This window comes from Pseudomonas sp. LM13, from assembly GCF_041381355.1.
In the GTDB taxonomy this organism is placed as follows: Bacteria; Pseudomonadota; Gammaproteobacteria; order Pseudomonadales; family Pseudomonadaceae; genus Stutzerimonas; species Stutzerimonas frequens.
Window position 1 is genome coordinate 1 of the sequence record NZ_JACBXH010000017.1, and the last position, 21823, is coordinate 21823.

General features: G+C 63.9%; 20 protein-coding genes. 18 read left to right on the forward strand and 2 right to left on the reverse strand.

Annotated features, from left to right (window positions below; translation table 11 throughout):
* From HZR81_RS12345 to HZR81_RS12430, 18 genes are all read left to right on the forward strand, one after another.
* Nucleotides 1–439 (forward strand): transposase (locus HZR81_RS12345; RefSeq protein ID WP_500128244.1); only part of this gene is annotated, 439 nt, incomplete at its 5' end.
* Between the two features lie 946 nt (nucleotides 440–1385).
* Complete coding sequence (locus tag HZR81_RS12350) at nucleotides 1386–2159, forward strand: hypothetical protein (protein ID WP_102841378.1); 774 nt, start codon at nucleotides 1386–1388, stop codon at nucleotides 2157–2159.
* Nucleotides 2160–2232: 73 nt separating this feature from the next.
* Nucleotides 2233–3411 carry a DegT/DnrJ/EryC1/StrS family aminotransferase gene (locus HZR81_RS12355; protein WP_102841379.1) on the forward strand — a complete coding sequence of 393 codons (1179 nt, stop codon included), beginning with the start codon at nucleotides 2233–2235 and terminating at the stop codon, nucleotides 3409–3411.
* A 22-nt stretch (nucleotides 3412–3433) separates the two neighbouring features.
* Entirely contained in the window at nucleotides 3434–4996 is a 1563-nt protein-coding gene (locus tag HZR81_RS12360) for a lipopolysaccharide biosynthesis protein (protein ID WP_500128246.1), read from the forward strand.
* Entirely contained in the window at nucleotides 4965–5897 is a 933-nt protein-coding gene (locus HZR81_RS12365; RefSeq protein WP_500128247.1) for a glycosyltransferase family 2 protein, read from the forward strand. The genes HZR81_RS12360 and HZR81_RS12365 overlap by 32 nt, the downstream gene beginning before the upstream one ends.
* Nucleotides 5898–5947: 50 nt before the next feature.
* Complete coding sequence (locus tag HZR81_RS12370) at nucleotides 5948–8161, forward strand: polysaccharide biosynthesis tyrosine autokinase (RefSeq protein ID WP_500128248.1); 2214 nt, start codon at nucleotides 5948–5950, stop codon at nucleotides 8159–8161.
* Between the two features lie 21 nt (nucleotides 8162–8182).
* Nucleotides 8183–8929: a WbqC family protein gene (locus tag HZR81_RS12375; RefSeq protein ID WP_102841382.1), complete on the forward strand. Its 747-nt coding sequence runs from the start codon at nucleotides 8183–8185 to the stop codon at nucleotides 8927–8929.
* Nucleotides 8930–8980: 51 nt separating this feature from the next.
* Nucleotides 8981–9490 (forward strand): transcription/translation regulatory transformer protein RfaH, encoded by a 510-nt coding sequence (gene rfaH, locus HZR81_RS12380; RefSeq protein ID WP_063543562.1) that lies wholly within the window; start codon nucleotides 8981–8983, stop codon nucleotides 9488–9490.
* A gap of 60 nt (nucleotides 9491–9550) precedes the next feature.
* Nucleotides 9551–10861, forward strand: coding sequence for a glycosyltransferase family 4 protein (locus tag HZR81_RS12385; protein WP_500128249.1), 1311 nt, complete (start codon nucleotides 9551–9553; stop codon nucleotides 10859–10861).
* Nucleotides 10755–12053, forward strand: a complete 1299-nt coding sequence (locus tag HZR81_RS12390; protein WP_500128250.1) for a hypothetical protein — start codon at nucleotides 10755–10757, stop codon at nucleotides 12051–12053. Before HZR81_RS12385 ends, HZR81_RS12390 begins: the two co-directional genes overlap by 107 nt.
* A gap of 25 nt (nucleotides 12054–12078) precedes the next feature.
* Complete coding sequence (locus tag HZR81_RS12395) at nucleotides 12079–13401, forward strand: hypothetical protein (protein ID WP_500128251.1); 1323 nt, start codon at nucleotides 12079–12081, stop codon at nucleotides 13399–13401.
* A gap of 137 nt (nucleotides 13402–13538) precedes the next feature.
* Nucleotides 13539–14651, forward strand: coding sequence for a glycosyltransferase family 4 protein (locus tag HZR81_RS12400; RefSeq protein WP_500128252.1), 1113 nt, complete (start codon nucleotides 13539–13541; stop codon nucleotides 14649–14651).
* A gap of 45 nt (nucleotides 14652–14696) precedes the next feature.
* A complete protein-coding gene (locus HZR81_RS12405) occupies nucleotides 14697–15731 on the forward strand; it encodes an acyltransferase (RefSeq protein WP_500128253.1) in 1035 nt (344 codons plus the stop codon).
* 65 nt (nucleotides 15732–15796) lie between these two features.
* Complete coding sequence (locus HZR81_RS12410; RefSeq protein ID WP_500128254.1) at nucleotides 15797–17002, forward strand: glycosyltransferase family 4 protein; 1206 nt, start codon at nucleotides 15797–15799, stop codon at nucleotides 17000–17002.
* A 37-nt stretch (nucleotides 17003–17039) separates the two neighbouring features.
* The gene (locus HZR81_RS12415; RefSeq protein WP_500128255.1) at nucleotides 17040–17381 is read left to right on the forward strand and encodes a hypothetical protein; all 342 of its coding nucleotides are present in this window, start codon (nucleotides 17040–17042) and stop codon (nucleotides 17379–17381) included.
* A 37-nt stretch (nucleotides 17382–17418) separates the two neighbouring features.
* On the forward strand, nucleotides 17419–17628 hold the full coding sequence (locus HZR81_RS12420) for a hypothetical protein (RefSeq protein ID WP_063543578.1): 210 nt from the start codon (nucleotides 17419–17421) through the stop codon (nucleotides 17626–17628).
* A 12-nt stretch (nucleotides 17629–17640) separates the two neighbouring features.
* Nucleotides 17641–18708, forward strand: coding sequence for a glycosyltransferase (locus tag HZR81_RS12425; RefSeq protein ID WP_500128256.1), 1068 nt, complete (start codon nucleotides 17641–17643; stop codon nucleotides 18706–18708).
* 20 nt (nucleotides 18709–18728) lie between these two features.
* Nucleotides 18729–19826 carry an acyltransferase family protein gene (locus tag HZR81_RS12430; RefSeq protein ID WP_500128257.1) on the forward strand — a complete coding sequence of 366 codons (1098 nt, stop codon included), beginning with the start codon at nucleotides 18729–18731 and terminating at the stop codon, nucleotides 19824–19826.
* On the opposite strand, the gene HZR81_RS12435 is transcribed toward HZR81_RS12430, so the two are convergent.
* Both HZR81_RS12435 and HZR81_RS12440 read right to left on the reverse strand, forming a co-directional pair.
* Nucleotides 19804–20838 carry a tetratricopeptide repeat protein gene (locus tag HZR81_RS12435; RefSeq protein ID WP_500128258.1) on the reverse strand — a complete coding sequence of 345 codons (1035 nt, stop codon included), beginning with the start codon at nucleotides 20836–20838 and terminating at the stop codon, nucleotides 19804–19806. The genes HZR81_RS12430 and HZR81_RS12435 overlap by 23 nt on opposite strands.
* Before the next feature lies 1 nt (nucleotide 20839).
* Nucleotides 20840–21811 carry a type II secretion system F family protein gene (locus HZR81_RS12440; protein ID WP_063543586.1) on the reverse strand — a complete coding sequence of 324 codons (972 nt, stop codon included), beginning with the start codon at nucleotides 21809–21811 and terminating at the stop codon, nucleotides 20840–20842.
* Nucleotides 21812–21823 lie beyond the last annotated feature (12 nt).

Genomic DNA, 21823 nt, shown 5'->3' on the forward strand with positions numbered 1-21823 from the left:
AGATGGCGAGTCGGGCCTGGTGCACAGCGTAGTGGGCACGGCGGCCAACGTGGCGGATGTCACGCAGGTCGACAAGCTGCTGCATGGCGATGAAAACGTGGTCTGCGCCGATGCCGGTTACACCGGCGTCGAGAAGCGCCCTGAGCATGAAGGACGTGAGGTCATCTGGCAGGTGGCGTCACGTCGCAGCACCTACAAGAAACTGGATAAGCGCAGCGTGCTGTACAAAGCCAAGCGCAAAATCGAGAAGGCCAAGGCCCAGGTGCGCGCCAAGGTCGAGCACCCGTTCAGGGTAATCAAGCGCCAGTTTGGCTACGTGAAGACGCGCTTCCGTGGTTTAGCCAAGAACACCGCGCAATTGGTGACGCTGTTCGCCCTGTCGAATCTGTGGATGGCGCGCCGACATTTACTGACGAATGCAGGAGAGGTGCGCCTGTAATGCGAAAAATGGCCGCCCGAGTGAGATCTCGGTGGCGAGAAACGCATGAAATACCCGCCGAATTGATTGATTTTTGATCATCTGGCGAATTAAAAATCGCATTCGCGAAATGGCTGCGAAAATGCCGGGCTACTTCAGACCATCCATAGGGGCAGCACCGTACCGGAAAGGTCAGGTGTTGCACTCAGTTTTTGCCGCCGCCGATTTAATTCTTCTCCCTCAAATATCACGCCCAGTAATAAATCGAGACTCTATAAGCGCGAAAGCGCGCAGTCAGTAATCCTGCCTGTCGACTTATTCAGGCAAGGGATAATTAGCGGCGGATTTATAGCCACGCATGATGGCACCGGAAGCCAGCGAACTAAACCGCCTCTGCTGGTAAATCAATTAGTTAGCTACGCTGCCATGAAGCGCCGTCCATCCAGACCATTTTTTTGGCTCCCTAACTTGACTTCGATCACATTATGGCGGATATCTATTCGCGACAGGGAGTAACACGCCGCACAGCAGTTAAAGACCAACCGGACAGGTCAACTTTTGCGACAAAAGATTTAAACCCCCTGCCTGTTTAGTAGCGCTTCTATTCTTTAGAAGTGCGAGGGTTTTTCTGGCCTTTCGAATTTGTTGTAGTCACTGGAAAGTGTTCCGGTGCGCGGTAGCTTTGCCCGATAGCGCCGAGTACCGCCCCATCCAGGTTGCGGCCAGCCCTGCCACAGGCAATCGACAAATAATTAAATCGCTGAACGCGACTATTGATGTCGATGGCGGTAGCTTTGTCTTTCGATTATTTGAAAGTGATTTAAATCAAATCTGTTGTTCGTAAGTACGTCGTTCCGCTACAGCATCTTTGCAGTAACTGCCCAATACTCGAACCGGTGCCGCATCTGCATTTCACCAGCCTTCCCAGCACCGCCTCACCTAGCCAAATCGCGCAGGGAGAACGACCGTGTCATCCATTCTCTATAACTTTGAAGATCAGGATCAGGCTCACATTGTTTCGCAGATAAACCAGAACGGATTTGCCTGTCTGCACAACTTTCTGGACAAGTTCCAATTGCATCAACTGCGCGAGCAGGTGTATGAGCAGGCCCGCCGTCATCATGGTGAATACTTCGCTCACCACGATAGCGAGCCTGTCGCGGACTCGCTGGTCGCAGAACTGGGCAACGCGCCGGAGTTCCAGAAGTTGCTCGCCGATACCTACCGCGCCGGTGCCGGTCAGGCCGCCTATAGCGATCGCATCTACATGGTGATGCGCTGCGTGCAGGGACGGACCGGGCGCAAGGAGTCGAACTGCTTTCACTTCGATGCCTCGCTGGTGACCGCACTGTTGCCCGTAGAGATTCCGCAGGACGGCGAGGAACGTGGCGATCTGCTGCTGTTTCCCAATCTCCGGACGATCCGCCGGTTGACGCTGTTCAACGTGGTGGAGAAAGCGCTACTGCAGAACCGCTTGAGTCGCCGGCTCATCACCCGGGCGATCACCATCGGCCTGCTCAAGCCCCAGCGCCTGCAACTGGTGCCGGGCAATCTGTATCTGTTCTGGGGCTACCGATCCCTGCACGCCAATGAACCCTGCGATCCGGCGAAGCTGCGTGCGACCGCCATCTTCCACTACGGCGATCCGCATGCAGGGAGCCTGCTGACCCGCATGATCCTCAAGCGAACCCAGCGCCGGGCTGCACGCGCCAGCGTGATCGGTGAACACCAGGCCGCCTGAGCCAGCCCATCCGTCCGCTTGCCCTCCTCCGCCTGCGGTCCCGGCAAGCGAACCACTCGATAAGGAAATCACCATGATCAACGTGACCAAGTCCTACCTGGGCAGCAAGAACAAGTTCAAGGCGTATGTGGACAGGATCTACAACACCGGCTGGCTCACCAACCACGGGCCGTTGGTGACAGCGCTCGAGCAGCGGCTCAAGGACTACCTCGGCGTCCGGAACATCATCCTGACCAACAATGGCACCATCGCCCTGCAGATCGCCTACCGCGCGCTCGCCATCACCGGCAGCGCAATCACAACGCCGTTCAGCTTCGTCGCCACCACCAGCTCGCTGCAATGGGAAGGTATACGGCCGATCTTCGCCGATATCGATCCGGCGACCTGGAACCTCGACCCGGCGCAGATCGAACGGCATATCGAGGCCGATACATCGGCCATCGTCGCTACCCATGTATTCGGCAACCCCTGCGATGTAGAACGCATCGAGCAGATCGCACGCAGACACGGCCTCAAGGTGATCTACGATGGTGCCCATGCCTTCGGCGTCCGGCACCAGGGTCGCTCGGTTTACGAATGGGGCGACATCAGCACCCTGAGTTTCCACGCGACCAAGCTGTTCCACACCATCGAGGGTGGCGCGATCGTCACCAACGATGACGACCTGGCCGAGCGCATCCGCCTGCTCTGCAACTTCGGCATCGTCGATACCGACCAGATCGACGGTATCGGCATCAATGCCAAGCTGAACGAATTTTCCGCGGCGATGGGCATGTGCGTACTCGACGATATCGAGCTGATTCTCGAGTGCCGCGCGGAGATCGGCCATCGCTACGAGCGACGCCTCGGCGGCCACTTCGACCTGCAGAGGGCGCAGGCCGACTCCCAATGCAACTACAGCTACTTTCCCGTTGCGCTGGCCAACGAAGGCCAACTGCTGAGCTGCCGGACTCAGTTGAACGAAAACGGCATCAATCCGCGTCGCTACTTCTATCCCTCGCTGGACACGCTCGAGCACTTGCAGCCCCAGGAGCCGCAGCCGAACTCCCGCTCGCTGAGTCGTCGGGTGCTGTGCCTGCCGATCTATCCCGGCCTGCCGCGCAAGGTGCAGGACAAGGTCATACAGACGCTGATCCAGGAGTCGATCCATAGCACGGAGTCGAGCCGGACGCTGTTCCAGCCATTCGTGGATGCCTTCGGGATGCTCGGCATCGAACGCATGCCTGCGCCCGATTACAAGCACATCTCCTGAGTGATGAGGGCGACCACGACTCATGTCAGATCCCAAGCGGCTATCGGTTATCCGCAACACCGGCCTGAATTACCTCGGCCAGGCTTACGCCCTGCTGATCGGCATCCTGATCCTGCCGTTCTACCTGGGCCACCTGGGCGCGGAGGCGTACGGGCTGATCGGCTTCTTCGCCGTGCTGCAGGCCTGGCTGCAGCTGCTCGATGCGGGGATGTCGCCGGCACTGGTGCGGCAGGTGGCGCACTATCGCGGCCAGGGTGATCTGCCCGCGGGTCCCGGGCCGGCCGGGCGCCTGCTGCGCTCGTTCGAGCTGATGCTGCTACCGATTGCAGTGGCGACCTGCGTGGCGATCTATCTGAGCAGCGGCTGGATCGCCGATACCTGGTTGCAAGCACGCGAACTCAGCACCGGGACCATCGGAAACTGCATAAGCCTGATGGGCCTGATGGTCGGCTTGCGTCTGTATGCAACGCTGTACAAGAGCGGCCTGCAAGGGGTCGAGCTGCATGGCTGGCTGAATGCGGCGAACATGCTGATCGCCACGCTGCGCTACTTCGGCGGGCTGGTTCTGGTTGCCTTCGTCTCGCAGGATCCGCTGGACTTCTTCTTGTTTCAGGCTGCCGTTGCGCTGGTGGAGACGCTCGCCTTCGCCAGCAAGGCCTACGTTCAGCTGACCGCTCCGCGGCTGCTGACGGGCATCGATTGGCAGGTCGTCCGGCCGGTGCTGCCGTTCGCCGGCGGCATGTTCTTCACCTCGCTGCTCTGGATCGCTCTGACCCAGCTGGACAAAGTGCTGCTGTCCAAGGTGCTGCTGCTCAAGGAGTACGGCTATTTCTCGCTGGTGGCGCTGATCACCACCGGCATCATGACGCTGACCAACCCGCTGGTGCAGACCCTGCTGCCGCGCATGACCATGCTCGTGGCCGAGGGACGGATCGCCGACATGGAGCGGCTCTACCTGAATGCCAGTCGCTTCGTCTGCAGCGTGCTGTTTCCGCTGGCCGCGGTGATCGCCTGGCACGGGCAGGCGCTGATATTCGCCTGGACCGGCGACCAGGCTGCGGCCCAGTGGAGCGAGCGCATGCTGTTCTGGTATGTGCCGGGCAGCGCGCTGATGGCGGTGGGCGCGTTCCAGTTCTACCTGCAGTACGCCTATGGCCAGCTACGGCTGCACATCTGGTACAGCGTCATTTCGACAGCCATCAGCATGCCGATCGTGGTCTACGCAGCCCTGATGCACGGCGCCTATGGCGCGGCGCTGGCGTGGTTCTTTTTGCGGCTGGCGACCTTCCTGATCTGGCCGCCGGTTGTGCATCGACGCTTCGCACCCAGGCTGCACGGCATCTGGATCGGCGAAATGCTGCGCATCAGCGCCATGACCGCACTCGGTCTGGCCCTGGGCGAGCCCCTGTTCGCAGCGCTCGTCAGCGACAACCGCTTCGACATTCTGCTGGCACTGGCCACAAGCGGGGCAGTCTGCCTGTTGCTGGTCCTCGTCAGCTCGAAGTCCTTGCTACTCAAGCTTCATCTACTCATCACCAAGCGAGCATCCAAAAATGGAATTGAAGAGCGAGCAAGCCTTGATTGAACGCTGGGGCGGCCGGACCGAGCCGCTGCTGAGCATCGTCTGCCTGGCGTACAACCACGCATCCTTTATCAGGAAGACGCTGGAAAGCTTCCTCCAGCAGGAAACGGACTTCCCTTTCGAGGTGATCGTCCATGACGACGCCTCGACCGACACCACGGCCGCGATCATTGCCGACTACGTGGCGCGCTATCCGGCCATCATCAAGCCGATCTACCAGACCCAGAACCAGTTCAGTCTGGGCGTGCCGTTCAGTACCCGTCTGTTCGCTCGCGCAGCCGGCAAGTACATCGCTTACTGCGAAGGCGACGACTACTGGACCGACCCGAGCAAGCTGCAGCAGCAGGTGGATTTTCTCGAACAGCACCGCGACTACGTCATCACCTTCCACGATGCGTTCATGTTCAACAGCAAGGGCATCATCCAGAGCCCGCAGCTCACCGGAAAGCTGCGCCGGGACGCCAGTGCCCTCGAGTTGATGCGGGGCCGCCCGCTCTCGACGTTGACGGTGTGTTTTCGCAACCTGATTCAGGAACTGCCGCCGGAGCTGCTCGGCGTGGAGGTGCTGGATATCTGCTGGTGGTCGCTGCTCGGCGCCTACGGCAAGGGCAAGTTCATGGACGGCATCAGCCCAGCTGCCTATCGCGTGCACGAAGGCGGAATCTTCTCCATGCGGCCAAGCAAGCAGCGCATCCAGATGGCCATGCACGCGCACTATTCCCTGGCGCGCTACTACAACCGCATCGGCAATCGCGAGCTGTACGAGTACTTCCTGATCCAGGTGTTCGGTGAGTGTCTCGCGCTGGTCTCGCCGTTCAGCAAGCTCCAGGCGCTCTCGACCATCGCACAGAACATCAGCCTCAATCTGCTGCGCCGATTGAGCCCCCGCCTGGCCAGAAGCTGATACCCAGCCCCGCAACTCTCGAAACAACGCACCATGAGGAAGGACTCCCAATGACTGCCTTGACCCGATCTTCGCTGGAATATGATGCCGACAACCGCATCGACCTGGCCGGCATCATGCGCACCGCCTACGACCACAAGGCGCTGATCATCGCCATCACCGGGCTGTTCACCGCCTTGGGTATCGTCTACGCCCTCATCGCCACGCCGATCTACCAGGCCACCGCGATGATCCAGATCGAGCCGAAGAAGGCCGCCATCACCGGCGTACCGGAGGTCGTGCCGCGCCCCGACTCGGTTTCCCAGGCGGTCACCGAGATCTCGTTGCTCAAATCCCGCGCCGTGCTGGGCAGAGCGGTCGAGGAACTGAAGCTGTACATCGTCGCCAGGCCCCGCCATTTCCCGCTGATTGGCGCCTTCATGGCGCGCCGGCATGACCCGGCAACCGATGGTGCACTGGCCGCACCGCTGTTCGGTCTGACCGGCTATGCCTGGGGTGGCGAGAAGCTCGATGTGTTCCAGCTCGACGTTCCGGAAGACTACCTGGGCATGGAGCTGACGCTGGTGGCCGGGACCATCGGCAACTTCGGTCTGTATGACGACGAGCAGCAACTGATCCTGCGTGGCCAGGTCAACCAGGCCATCGAAAGCCAGGGTTTCAAGGTGCAGATCGCCGAACTGCAGGCACGCCCGGGCACCGAATTCGTCCTGCTCAGGAATCGCCCGCAGACCACCGCTCTGGATTACCAGGATCGCCTGAAGGTCGGCGAGGCCGGCAAGGACTCCGGCATCATCTACATGTCGCTGGAAGATCCGGACCCGCAGCTGGCCAGCCGTGTGCTGGACGAGATCAGCCGTCTGTACGTCCAGCAGAACATCCAGCGCAGCTCCGCCGAGGCGGCCCAGCGGTTGGACTTCCTGCGCTCGCAGCTGCCCCAGGTGCGCAAGGAGCTGGAAAAGGCCGAAGCCGCATTGCACGACTACCAGACCAGCTCCAAGTCGGTGGACATCAGCATCGAGACCAAGGGCGTGCTGGACCAGATCGTCGCGCTGGAGACCCAGCTGTCGGAGCTGACGCTCAAGCGGGTCGACTACGACCGTCTCTATACCCGCGAGCACCCGACCTACCGCACGCTGATGACCCAGATGAACGAGCTGCAGGCACAGAAGGCGCAGCTGTTGAAGAAGGTCGACGCCTTGCCCATGACGCAGCAGGAGTTGCTGCGCCTCAAACGTGACATGGAAGTCACGACCCAGACCTATACGCTGCTGATGAACCAGGCGCAGGAGCAGGACATCCTCCGCGCCGGCACCATTGGCAACGTACGTATCATCGACAACGCCTACTCGATGATCGAGAAGCCGTCCAAGCCGGTTCGCCCGCTGGTGGTGGCGCTCGCCCTCTTCGTCGGCCTGCTGGTCTCGGCGGCGGTGATCCTGCTGCGCCAGGCGTTCTACCGTGGCGTGGAAAGCCCGGACGTGATCGAGAAGCTCGGCGTACCGGTGTACGCCGGCCTGCCCTACAGCGCCTCGCAGGAGCAGCTGAACCGGCGGCGCAAGACACGCGATGGCAAGACCCGCCTGCTCAGCATCAGCGAGCCGACCGACCTGGCCGTCGAATCGCTGCGCAGCCTGCGCACCAGCCTCAAGTTCGCCATGCTCGAGGCACGCAACAAGGTGCTGATGATCACCAGCCCGACGCCCTCGGTGGGCAAGTCGTTCGTCTCCAGCAACCTCGCCGCGGTCATCGCCCAGACCGGCCAGCGCGTGCTGCTGATCGATGGCGACATGCGCCGCGGCTACCTGCACACGCTGTTCGGCATGACGCCGCGCAACGGCCTGTCGGATGCATTGGCAGGCGGCCTCGACCTGGCGGCGATCATCAACCGTACCGAGCTGAAGAACCTGCATTTCATCTCTGCCGGATTCTCCGCGCCGAACCCGTCCGAACTGCTCATGCACGAGAACTTCTCGCGGCTGCTCAAGGAGGCGGAAAAGCTCTACGACTTCATCATCATCGACACGCCGCCGGTGCTGGCTGTCACCGATGCGGTACTGGTGGCGCAGCAGGCCGGCACCAATCTGCTGGTGGCCCGCTTCGGTCTCAGCACCGGCTCGCAGATCGATGCCTCCAAGCGCCGTCTGGCGCAGAACGGCGTGCTGCTCAAGGGCGTGATCCTCAACGCGGTGAAACGCAAGGCCTCCACTTCGCCGTACGACAGCGGCGCCTATGGCTATTACACCTACACCACCCAGAAAGCCTGAATGCAGACACGGAGGTGCGCCATGCTCAGAACCGTCTCGATGATGCAGCCCTACCTTTTTCCCTATCTGGGCTATTTTCAGTTGATCGCCCTCAGCGACGTATTCGTGCTGGGCGACGACCTGCAATACGTGAAGGGCTCATGGATGAACCGCAACCGGATACTGGTCAACGGTCAGCCCAAGCTGATCACCTTCCCGCTACGCAAGGGCCATCAGACCGAGCGCATCAACCAACGCTGGCTGTGCGATGACTTCGACAAGGAAGCCGCGGCTCTGATGAAGACGCTCGAGCGCAGCTATGCCAGGGCGCCGCAGCGCGACACGGTGCTGCCGCTGATCCAGAGCATCCTCGAATGCCCCGAGCGCAACCTGGCGACGTTTACCGAGCATTCGCTGCGCCGGCTGTGTGCCTATCTGGATATCCGCACACCGATCTACCGCGGCTCCAGCCTCGATCTGCCGGCAAGGATGGACATGCAGGAGCGCGTCATCCAGATCACCCATCGCATGGATGGCGAGCTCTACCTCAACCCCATCGGCGGCATGGAGCTGTACTGCCCCGCCCGCTTTCGCGCCGAGGGGCTGCTGCTGCGCTTCCTGCGCATGGACGATGACGTCGTCTACCCCCAGCTCAAGCATGCATTCGTGCCGTCGCTGTCGATCATCGACGTGATGATGTTCAACAGCCGCGAACAACTGAAGGGCCTGCTGCTGCGTTTCAGCGTGGTGGAAGGCCACGAGAAACGAGCAACGCTGATGCCGGCATGACCGCTATTGGCCGTAGGAATACGGAAACGTCGACAAGGGAAGGACACCTTCATGACCACCGCCACAACCGCACGCTGGTACCTGATCCAGACCAAGCCGCGACAGGAGGCTCGCGCCGAGGAACACCTGCTGCGCCAGCACTTCGAGTGCTATCGGCCGCTCAAGGCGCCCTCGACCAGCCGTGGCTCGGCGCCCGGCCGAAACGGCGAGGCGCTGTTTCCGGGTTACCTGTTCATCCGCCTCGATTGCACACATGACAACTGGTACCCGATCCGCTCGACGCGTGGCGTGAGCCGCGTAGTGACCTTCGGCGGCCAGCCGACGCCGGTACGCGACGAGCTGATCGAGCAGTTGCGACAACGCCTGGCCCGGGACGAACGCCCGACGAACCTGACCTTCAAGCCGGGCGAGCGGGTCCAGGTCTGCGGTGGCAGCTTCGCTGATATCGAAGCCATCTTCGTCGCCAGCGACGGCGAGGAGCGCTCGATCATCCTGCTCAACCTGCTGCAGCGAGAACAGAAGGTACGGGTGCCCAACCGCTACCTCCAGTGCCATGCCTGAGATCAGGCGGGTTCTCGCTGAACCCGCACGGCCTTACAGGCCCAGACAGCGAGCCAAACCATGAAGATCCTATTGCTCAACGCGTTCTACCCGCCGCATGTAGGCGGTGGCGCTGAAGTCATGCTGCGCCACCTCGCCGAAGGCTTGCAGCGGCGTGGCTGTGAGGTGGTCGTACTGGCGACCGGCCCGGATGCCGGCCTGCATTCGCAAACCCAGAACCAGGTGCGCGTCTATCGTGCCGGGCTGGCCAATTTCTACTGGCACTACACCCAGCAACGCCCGAGCCGCCTGGCCCGACTCGGCTGGCACTACCGCGACCGCTACAACGGCGAGATGCGCCGCCACGTGCGCGATGTGATCGAGCGCGAGCAGCCGGACATCGTCGTCAGCAACAACCTCACCGGTTGGTCGATTTCCGCCTGGGACGAGATCAGCGCCGCGGGCCTGCCCATCGTCCAGGTGCTGCACGACCTGTATCTGCTCTGCCCCAAGGACACCATGTTCAACCACGGCAGGAGCTGCCAGCGCCAGTGTGGCCTGTGCTCGACGTTCCGCCTCGGCCACGCCCGCGCTTCGACGCAGGTCTCGGCCGTGATCGGTGTAAGCCGCTTCATTCTCGAACGCATCACCGCCCAGGGTTACTTCAGCCGCGCTCGCCAGCATGTGGTGCACAACTGCACACCGGCCGAGACCGGCATGGGCAGCCGACTCAAATCACGCAGCGGACATCCGCTGCGCTTCGGCTACATCGGCACGCTTTCGGAGAACAAGGGTGTTGGCTGGCTGATCACGCAGTTCCAGCGCCTGGGAATCGATGCACGGCTGGATATCGCCGGGCGCGGCAAGCTGGACTACGAGGCCCGCCTCAAGGCCATGGCCGACCCGGCCAAGGTGAGCTTTCTCGGCTACTGCGACCGCGACGAGTTCATGCAGAGCATCGACGTGCTGGTGGTGCCTTCGTTGTGGGCCGAGCCATTCGGCCTGGTGGCCGTCGAGGGCTGCGCCAATCAGCTGCCGGTGATCGCCAGCGACATGGGCGGGCTGCCCGAGATCATCCGCGACGGACACAACGGCCTGCTCTGCTCGCCCGACGATCCGGATTCGCTCGGGATCGCCATGCTCTGGCTGTACATCGACGGCACCCTACGCCACCGCCTTGCCAGCCAGGCCCGCGCCAGCGTGCTGCCACTGCTGGATATGGAACGCATGCTGGACCGCTATCAATCGATCCTGCACGAGACGCTTCAGGGAACGAGAAACCACCATGAACCAGAGCCTGCTGATCACCCCGCGACCACGCGACTCGAATCCGTTGGCCTTCGACAAGCCGACCCTGTTGACGCTGGTCGTCGCCTCGCTGCTGCTGACTGAAACCTTCTCCGGCGCCCTGCGCTACTACTTCGACATGGCCGGGATCTCCTGGCTGCTGTACCTGCCCAAGATTGCCTGTCTGGCGGCGCTGAGCCTGGAACTGCTGCGCTATCGCGGCTGGCCACTGTTCTGGCTGGTGCTGCTCGGCCTGGTGACGTCCAGCCAGCTGGCGCTGATGCATGGGGCGGAGCTGCACAACATCGGCTTCAGCCTGTTCATCTACATCCCCCTGCTGTTCGGCCTGATCTGCGGCCGGCACCTTGAGCTGCGGCTCGGGCTGCTGCGACGAATCATCGGCTTCTGCCTGATCGCCTCGTTCGTCGGTATCGCCCTGGACCTGCTCACCAGCGTGCCGTGGAAGGGCTACAGCTACATGGTCGGCGAGGTGGAACTGAGCGCCAACCGCTCCTGGGCGTTCGACGACATCGACCGCATCGGCGGTTTCGCCCGCATGTCCACGGCGCTGTCGGTGATGATCGCGATCTACAGCCTGTTCATCGCCGCGTTCACCCACTCGCGGCTGCTGCGGCTGATGCTGTATGTCGCCGCGCTGATCGGCATCGTGCTGACCACCAACAAGTCCACCGCGGCGGCCTATGTGCTGACCCTGCTGATGCTGGTCGTCACCGCATATCGTTTTGCCAGCGCCACGGCTTTTCTCGTCGCAGTGCTGGTCGGCCTGATGCTGCCGATGGCCAGCCTGGTGCTGAGCCTGGACCCCAATGCGGCCAATAATGGCACCTTGCTCGCCTCGTTCGCCGACCGGCTGATCAACAGCTGGCCGAACTTCATCGGCGTCATCACCCGTGAAGGCTGGGGCTGGTGGGGCGCCGGCTTCGGCACGGTGGGCAGCGCCGGGCAGGTCTATCCGCTACCGGGGCTGGAGCTGCTGAGCATCGCCGACAACACCGCGCTGTATCTGTGGGGGATGCTCGGGATCTTCGGCGTGCTGCTCTACCTGCTGGCCTTCCCGCTCATGCTGCGCCTGCACGAGCGCGGATCGCGGTGGCGCAACGCGCTGCTACCGATCGTGTTCTGCCTGTGTCTGGTGGCCTGGGCCACCGATGTGCTGGAGGTGACCACGGCCACCCTGTTCCTCGGCCTGGCGATCTCCCATGTGCTGACCCCGGCCCGGTCGCCGGCCGACGGCCTCGCCGCCCAGCGACTGCCCGAACTGCAACGCCTGATCTGAGCCTCAACCCTCACGGATGATCCACATGACGATGCGCTCTACCCTGCTCAACGCCGTACTGTACGGCGGTCTGCTCGGCTGTTCGTTCCCGATTACGGCGCAAACCGTTGACGAACCCTTCGTCGTCGGTGTCTGTGCCCATGAGCTGCACAAGGGCGACCCCAGCGGTCGCGCCTACGCCATGATGCGCGACGCCGGCATCACCTCGGTGCGCACCGATGCCCACTGGGCCTATGTCGAGCGCCAGCCGAACCAGCTGAAGATCGAACCGTCCTGGCAGCGCTACCTGAAGGAAACCGCCCAACATGGCCTCAGCACCCAGTTCATTCTCGGTTATGGAAACCAGCATCACGGGGATGGCGAGAAGCCCAGAAGCGAGCCGGTGCGGGCCGCGTACAACCGCTATGTCGACTTCGTTACCGAGAGCCTCAAGGGCCAGGTGGCCTATTACGAGATCTGGAACGAGTGGGACGTGGAAGACCCCCGCGACCCGGCGTTCACCCAGGACTACGCCCGGCTCATCGCCGACGCGGCAGGGATCATCCGCCAGCGTGACCCGGCTGCTACCGTGCTGGCCGGCGCCGTGACCAGCCAGGGCATCGAGTCTGGCTTCGCTCTGCGCCTGCTGGAGAACGGCCTGATGCAGTCGGTGGACGGCCTCTCGCTGCACCCCTACGTGCATTGCCGCGGTTGGCGGCGCAATACACCGGAAGCCTGGATCGACTGGATGGCCGAGGTAGACAAGGAACTGACCCGCGCCGCCGGTCGTCCGGTGCCGCTCTACCTGACCGAGATGGCCTGGCCCTCGCACCAGGGCGCGTGCGGCATCGAAGAAACCCTGCAGGCCGCCTACCTGGCGCGGGCATTCTTCCTTGCCCGAACGCTGCCGAACATCAAGGGCATGTGGTGGTACGACTTCCGCAACGACGGCACCGACAAGACCGAGCGCGAGCACAACTTTGGCCTGGTGCGTCAGGATTTCACGCCCAAACCGGCCTACCCGGTGCTCGCCGCGATCAGCGAGATCGTCAGCCGATATGCCTACCTCGGCCGCCTGGAAAACACCGCGAACGATGTGGTGATGTTGCGCTTCGCCCGGGGCGAGGACGAACTGCTGGTGGCCTGGAGCACCGGTAAGCCCAGGACCGTCGAGCTGCGCGGCAACGAGAACAACGAGGGCATCACCGGACGCGTGGCGATGATCGATACCGCGCAACCCCGCCACGGACGGGTGACCACAGGCAACGAATGGCGCTGCCCGGCCAGTGACGACGCCTGCAGCACCACGGTGAAGCTCGACGGCTTTCCCAAGATCATCAGCCTGCGCGCCGTCGCCACCGAGGGCTGAGCACACGCGGCAGCCCGCGGATCGAGGCGCCCGTGCGAATCGCCTGCCGGTGACATTGCCGGTCGCAGGGATGCCCATCGCCCGCGCTGGTTGACCTTCCCAACCGAATACCTGGTACCCCCGCAAGGAGAACCCAGATGATCTTCATCAACGCACGATTCCTCACCCAGGAGACCCGCGGCGTACAACGCTTCGCCGAACAGGTCTGCCTGGAGCTGGGCGCGACGCGCAACGACCTGACCTTCGTCGCCCCGCACGACATTCGCATGCACGACAGCGCCAAGCGCCTGCAGGTGCGCTGCATCGGTCGCCACAGCGGCCATCTATGGGAACAGTTGGATTTGCCGCTGTGGCTGGCGCGCAACGGCTCGCCGCCGCTGGTCTCGCTGTGCAACACCGCGCCGCTGATCTACCGCAACCAGGTCGCGACCCATCACGACATTACCTATGTCCGCCACCCGGAGAGCTACTCACGCGCCTTCCGCGGTTTCTACAAGGGGCTGACGCCATTGCTGCTCAGACGCATCAAGGCGCTGATCACGGTCAGCGACTTTTCCCGCCGGGAAATCGCCGGTTACTACGGTTACCCGAGCGAGAAGATCTGCGTGGTGCCCAACGCCGTCGCCCGGACGTTCCGTCCGCCCGATCCGCAGGCGCCCAATGAGCGGGACAAGCCCTACCTGCTGGCGGTTTCCTCGCCCAATGCGCACAAGAACTTCGCCCGCATGGTCGCGGCATTCCTCAGCCTGGAGGGCTTCGACGACGTCGAGCTGCACATCGTCGGCGATTCGCATTCGGTGTTCTCCGGCACCGATTGCAGCGTAAGCGATGACGGCCGGGTGCGCCTGCTCGGGCGCATCGACGATGCGCAGCTGGTGCGTGAGTACCAGGGTGCCCGGGCTTTCGTCTTCCCGTCGCTGTACGAAGGCTTCGGCATCCCACCGCTGGAGGCTCAGGCCTGCGGCTGTCCGGTGATCGCGGCGCGGGCGGCATCGATACCGGAGGTGCTGGGCGAAAGCGTGCTGTACTTCGACCCGCTCGACATCGAGGACATCGCCCGCTGCATGGGCCATGTGCTGCGCGATGCGCAGCTGCGCGACGACCTGCGCACCCTGGGCGAAGGCAATGTGCTGCGCTACTCCTGGAAGCGCTCGGCACAGATCGTCTCGCAACTCATCGACCAGACCCTGACCGGCAAGCGCAGCCCGCCTCCGATGGTTGCCTGGTCATCCGAGCGGCGCCTGCCCTGAGCGCCCTCCCCGGTTCGTTCGTTCAATCATCAAGCGAGGCAGACCATGGAACGGTTGGCACATGTCGATGCGCTGCGCGGCGGCGCAGCACTCCTGCTGCTCATGCACGCCCTGCCGCTAGCACCCGCTGACGGCGCTACGGCGGGCCTGGGCGTAGACCTCTGGCTGCTGGCGACGCTCTGGTTTTTGCTCGGCTGCGGCTTCGTGGTGCCGGCCAGCCTGCATGTCAGCAGCGACGGCGGACGCGGCTTCGTGGTGCGCCGTCTGCTGCGCCTGGTGCCGCTTTACCTGCTGGCCGCGCTGCTGACGGCGCTGCTGCTGCCGGAGGCGTCGGCCTGGCTGCCCGGGGTGACAGCAGCCAAGCAAGCCATCCCGTTCGAGGTCGCCAGCGCCTACGGCGCGATGCCGCCGATCCTGTTGTTCTATCTGCTGTGCCTGTTGATGCATCAGCTCGGCCTGCTGCACAGCGTCAGTCTGCGCGCCGGTGCCGCTCTGCTGCTGTTGGCCTGCTCGCTCCTGCTGGCGCTGGCCCGGCAGCTGCTGGATGGCGCATTGCCGGTCACGCTGCCGCTGCTGGTGTCGCTGATGCTGTTCGCCTCCCTGCGGCACGAGGCGCAGCATGCCGACAGTAGCTATGCCCGCCGCCGCGCCCGGGAATACGCACGCTACACGCGACGAGCCTACGTGCTGGTGCTGCCGGTCATCTTTCTCGCTGGCTGGTCGCAGGGCGAAGCGGCCTGGGCACGGCAGCTGCTGACCTACGCCGTGGCGCTGGCCGGCTTCGTGCTGCTCACCGGTCGCCTGACGATGAGCACGCCGCTGCTGGTCTGGCTGGGCCAGCTCGGTTATGGGCTCTATCTGCTGTTGCCAGCGATGCAGCGACTGGCCGCGCTGTTGATGCAAAACCTCGCAATCAGCGGGCCGGGCGCGGTAATGGGCACCGCACTGCTGGGTCTGCTGCTGGCACTGGGCAGCGCCATGCTCTGTCGCTGGCTGCTAGAGCAACCGCTGGCACACGCCGGCAAGCGCCTCACCGGGCAAAGCGGCCTGCTGCCGCTGGCACGCCTGCACACGCGCTGACCATCCCCGTTTCATGCCTGCAAGGCGGCCCCGCCGCCGATCCTCTAGACCAAGGAAGTCAATCCATGAAAGTTGCCATCGTTCACGACTGGCTGGTGACCTACGCTGGCGCCGAGCGCGTGCTCGCCGGGCTGTGCGCCGTGTGGCCGGACGCCGACCTGTTCGCCGTCATCGATTTCCTCTCCGATGAAGACCGCGCCCACCTCGGCGGCAAGCGCGCCACCACGACCTTTATCCAGCAGTTGCCCAAGGCCCGCACGCACTATCAGAAGTATCTGCCGCTGATGCCGCTGGCCATCGAGCAGCTGGACATGTCGGCCTACGATCTGGTCATTTCCAGCAGCCATGCGGTGGCCAAGGGCGTGCTGACCGGCCCCAACCAGCTGCACATCAGCTACGTGCATTCGCCCATTCGCTACGCTTGGGACCTGCAGCACCAGTACCTGCACGAAGCCAGCCTGGAGCGCGGCGTCAAGGCCAAGCTGGCGCGCATGCTGCTGCACTACATGCGCATGTGGGATCAGCGCACCGCCAGTGGCGTCGACGAGTTCATCGCCAATTCGCATTTCATCGGCCGGCGCATCAACAAGAGCTACCGGCGCCAGTCCACGGTGATCTACCCGCCCGTGGATACCCGCCAGTTCACCCTGCACGAGGCCAAGGAAGACTTCTACCTGACCGCCTCTCGCATGGTGCCGTACAAGAAGATTCCGTTGATCGTCGAGGCCTTCGCGGCGATGCCGGACAAGCGCCTGATCGTGATCGGCAGCGGCCCGGAGATGGACAAGGCCCGCGAAGTCGCCGGGCCCAATGTGTCCCTGCTCGGTTACCAGAGCTTCGAGGTGCTGCTGCGCCACATGCAGCGTGCCAGGGCGTTCGTCTTCGCCGCAGAAGAGGATTTCGGCATCGCGCCGATCGAGGCCCAGGCCTGCGGCACCCCGGTGATCGCCTACGGTCGCGGCGGCGTGCTGGAAACCGTGCGGGGGCTCGAGCATGCCGAGCCCACCGGGGTGTTCTACCCCGAGCAGACAACCGCTTCGATCATCGCGGCCATCGACGAGTTCGAACGCCAGCGCGCGCGCATCAGCGCGGCAAGCTGCCGGCGCAACGCCGAACGTTTCTCAGGTGAGCGATTCGAGCTGGAGATCCGCGCCTTCGTCGAGGCGCGACTGCGCGAAGCCAGGCTCGGCGACGGCCTGACCCTGGCGCCCAGTTCCCAACCGAGCACGCCTCTCTATCCGGCCGCGGTGGTTCCGATAAAGCACGCCTGACCACACCCTTCCCCATCACATTTACGAGGTTTCAAGGATGAACACAGTAAAGCAATGGCTGCGGGCGACCCGCGCGCTCGGCTTTGCCCTTGTGCTGATGAGCGGATCGAGCGGTGCCATGAGCATGAGCGAACCGCTTTCGACCGCCCCGGCACAGCCGTCACCCGGCGCCACCGACGACAACGCATGCGACCCCGCCAACGGCCCCAGCGTCATCGCCTACCGACCCGCCCCGGCCACTGTCGCACCGCACTGCGGCGCATCCGGCGGTGGCCAGAACGCCAGCCCGCTGCCGGGCGCTCGACAGCATCGTTTCGCTGAACCCGCCTCGGACTCGCTTCCTACCCGGCCGGTGGACAACAGACGTTATTCATTCTGATCAGGGCCCGCAGCCCCGCTTCTTCAGGAGCTACAGCATGAGCACAGACGCACCATCCAGGACCTCGCTGGTTCTGGCGGACGGCTACTCCTATACCGAACTCATTCCCGCTCCGGGCGCCAGCGGCGCCCCGGGGGAAACCTTCATTCGGGTATTCCACGCCTTTTTCAGCCCCGACGACGATGACCGGCTAGCCCCCGCGGCGCCCACCGGCGATATCCCAGTCACCACCTCCGAACAAGGCTGAGGAATGCCCGCCATGTCGAACCTTGCATGCCCCGAAGCCCTGCGTCCGTGCGTGAAAGCCGCCGAGCTGCCCGACGAGGCGGCCCTTAAGCAAACCACCATCGTCACGGTGACTTATGGCGAGCGCCTGCCATTCCTCCAGCGCCTGATCGAGCAGGCCTTCCGCTTCGAGCAGATCACCCGCGTGCTGGTGGTCAGCAATGCGTCACGCGCGCCGCTGGAGCAGCTCTGCAGCCGCTGGCCCGGCCAGGTACGCATCATTTCGCTGGAACACAACACCGGCTCGGCCAACGGTTACGCGGTCGGGCTGCAGGCGGCGCTCGCCGAGGGCGCGCATTACATCTGGATGATGGATGACGACAATGCACCCACCGCGGCCGCCGTACGCCTGCTGCACGAGGAGCTGGCCCGCCTCGGTCAGGAGGTCGGCCTGGATCGCGCCGCGGTACTGGGCTTTCGTGCCAGTCAGCAGGAGGATATCGCCCGCGGCGTACCGGGCCGCTTCGCCATCCAGCCGCGCTCCAGCTACTTCGGATTTCACGTCGCGCAGCTGCCCTACAAGATCTGGCGCCGCCTGCCCTGGGGGCGCCCGCAAGGCATCCCGCCGCGTACGCTGGATCTGCCGTTCGCACCCTATGGCGGCATGCTCGCCCACCGCAGCCTGTACCAGACCATCGGCGTGCCACTGCTCGAGCTGGTGCTCTACGCCGACGATACCGAGTACACCCGCCGCATCACTGCCGGTGGCGGCCGGCTGCGCCTGGTCACCGACGCCGTGATCGACGAGCTGGAGCTGTCGTGGAACATCAAGGCACGCAGCCGCAACATCTATGAAGCCTTCCTGCTCGGCGACTCGGATTTTCGCGCCTACTACACCGCACGCAACCAGGCCTGGTTCGACACCCACATCTGGGCGGCCTCGCCCTGGCTGTACCGCCTGAACCGGCGGATCTTCCTTGCGCTGCTGCGCTACATCGCCCGGCGGCATCAGACTCCGCAGCGGCTGCGGTTGATCGAGCAGGCCATCCGTGACGGCGAGAGCCGCACGCTGGGAATGAACCAGACCTTTCCGCTGCGCTGACCACACCCAAGGGGGAACCGATGCACGCGCCAACCACCGCGCCAAGAGACAACAACTTCGATTTTCTGCGGTTCTTCGCCGCCTCGATGGTGGTGTTCGGCCATAGCTATGGGTTGTCCGGGCAGGCTGACCGGGAGCCCCTGCGCCTGTTCAGCGGCAGCTACGACTCGGCGGACATCGCCGTGCACATCTTCTTCGTCATGAGCGGCTTTCTCATCGCCGGCTCATGGCTGAACAGTCGCAGCGTGCTGGATTTCGCCGCCAAGCGGGCCTTGCGCATCCTTCCGGCGTTGATCGTATCGGTGCTGTTGGCGGTCCTGCTGGTCGGCCCGCTGGCGACGGCGCTGCCGCTGGGCGACTATTTCGCAGCACCCGGCACACTCGCCTACCTGAGCAATGCCGCGCTGATCACCGAGTTCCGCCTGCCCGGGACCTTTGCCACCAATCCGTTTCCACATACGGTCAACGGCTCGCTGTGGACGCTGCCCTACGAGGTGCTGATGTATGCCTCGGTCCTCACCCTGGGGTTGCTCAAGTGCTTCGGTCGCAACAGCGCGCTGATCGGCCTGTTTCTGCTGGTGGGCGTGCACTTTCATCTGATGCCGCTGCTCGAGCTGCAGAGCGACCTGCTACGCAAGGCCTCGCGGCTGGGGATGTTCTTCTATGCCGGAGTAATGCTGTATCTGTACCGCTTGCGCATTCACTGGCACTGGACGCTCGCCTGGCTACTGCTCGCGGCCAATCTCGTCAGCGCCCGCAGCGACCACTGGGAACTGGTACACCTGCTCACCCTGCCGTACCTGACGCTCTACCTGGCACACTTGCGCGTGCCGCGCCTGGCCGGTTTCGGCAAGGCCGGCGACTTCTCCTACGGCCTGTACATCTTCAGTTTTCCACTTCAGCAACTGCTGATGCACTGGACCGATGGGCAGCTATCCCTGGTTTCGTTCATGCTGCTGAGCTTCGCCGGCAGCCTGCTGCTGGCCGTGCTGTCCTGGCATCTGATCGAGGCGCCAGCCCTGCGCCTCAAGCGCTACCTGCCGCGCGCCCCGCGCAGCGACCAGGCCGCCGCTGCGGCGGCCATCGTCCCGCCGGTCAGGGTACGGCGAATACCCTGACGTCGGCGGCAGTCGAGGCGACCGCATCGGGTTGCACCTGGCCAAGACCGAGCTGGCGCACCTTGCGCAGCTGGCGAACGCGCTCCAGGTTGTCCCAGGCGGTGGCGTAGTGCGACGGCGACTGCTCCAGCGCGCTGCGGAAGAACTGCTCGGCCACGTCCAACTTGCCCTCCACCAGGCAGATGTAGCCCACATCGTTGCTCGCCTGCGCGCGCGACCCGATCTGCTCGAAAGCCGACAGCGCCTCCTCGTAGCGTTCCGTGCGCGCCATCAGCAGTCCGTAGTTGCGCCACAGCGGCGCATAGGCGGTGTTGCGATCCAGCGCGCGGCGGAACACGCGCTCGGCTTCCTGCCAGTGCCCGGCCATGTAGTAGGAATAGCCGAGGCTGTTCTGCACCAGCACCGAACGCGGCTCGATCTGCAAGGCCAACCGGTAATAGCGCTCGGCCTGGGCGAAGTCGTTGTTCAGGTCGGCGAGCACCCCCAGTGCGTTGTACAGCCGTACCGGCGACTGACGATCGACCTTGAGCGCATCTGCCGCCGCAGCGGCATCACCGCCCGCCTGACGCTGCTGGTCCAGCGACACGGCGCGGTCGAGCAGTTCCCTTGCGCGCTCCTGATCGCGCTTGGCCAGCTGCAGCATGCCCATCTCGGCCAGCGCATCGAGATTGTCCGGCGCCTTGCGCAGTACCTCGTCGAAGGCCAGCTCGGCCAGCTGGATGTTGCCGCGCTCACGATGGATCCGCCCTACCCATACCAGCGCTGAGTACTGTGTGGGCTGCAGCTCCAGGGCGCGCAGGTACTGGAACAGTGCCTGGTCCAGATCGCCCGCCTGATAGGCCATGTCGGCCAGTTGCAGCGCCTGTTCCAGCGAGCCGGCCTGTTGCCGCGCCCGGTACAGTACCGAGTGCTGGCCCGAGTAGATGGAGCGCCCTTCGCCCGGCTCGGGCCCCATGGTCTGACATCCGGCGAGTACGACCGGCAGCGCCAGCAGCAATGCGATTCTTCTCATCTCAGAGTCTCCCGAATGCTTTGAGTACGCCGATCATGGCGGGACCGATGGCGACCAGGAAAAAGCTCGGCCACAGGCAGAAAATCAGCGGAAACACCAGCTTGGTACCGATCTTGGCCGCCTGTTCCTCGGCCGCCTGGGTACGCCGGTCACGGAATTCGTCGGCATAGATGCGCAGGGTGTCGGCGACACTGGTGCCGAAGCGGATGCTCTGCGCCAGCAGGCTGACCAGCCCGCGGATATCCTCCAGGCCAGTCCGTTCCGCCAGATGCGCCAGCGCGGCCGAACTGGATATGCCGGCGCGAATCTCGGCGTTGACCATCGCCAGCTCCTCGGCGAGCTCGCCGTGACTGACCGCCAGCTCCTCGGCGACCCGCTCGATCGCCTGGGGCAACGCCAGGCCCGACTCGACACAAACCACCATCAAGTCCAGCGCATCGGGAAACGCGGTGCGCAAACGGAGCTGCCGGGCGTTCCTGCGTCGTTCCACGAACATCGCCGGCGCCAGCCAACCCAGGCCGACCGCGATCCCGGCGGCCATCAGGCCGGTCGTCAGCGACGGCAACGTCACCAGCGGCAGCGCCAGCACGGTCGCAACCAGCAACAGCAATGGCAACAGAAGGCGGATCGCCCAGTACATCTGCAGCGCCGATGCCGAGCGATAGCCGGCGTGCTGCAGCAATGCCCGGGTGCCGGACAGGTGCGCGCCGTCCTTGCTGACGAAGCGCTCGCCGACCTGCTGCAGCAGCAACTGCACGCCGCCAAGGGGCGGCTCGTTGAAGCCGTGCTCGCGCTGGCCGCCGCGTTTGATCAGCGCCAGGCGCCGGCGCATCGGGTCTTGCAGGCCCATCAGCAACACCGCGGTGGTGCCCACCGCGAGCATCACGCTCAGCACGACCGCCGCCAGAAAGATCAGGCGCACCAGCATCTCGTCGGCGACCACGCTTCGAACCAGACCGTACAGATAGTCCATGACTGCGTCCTC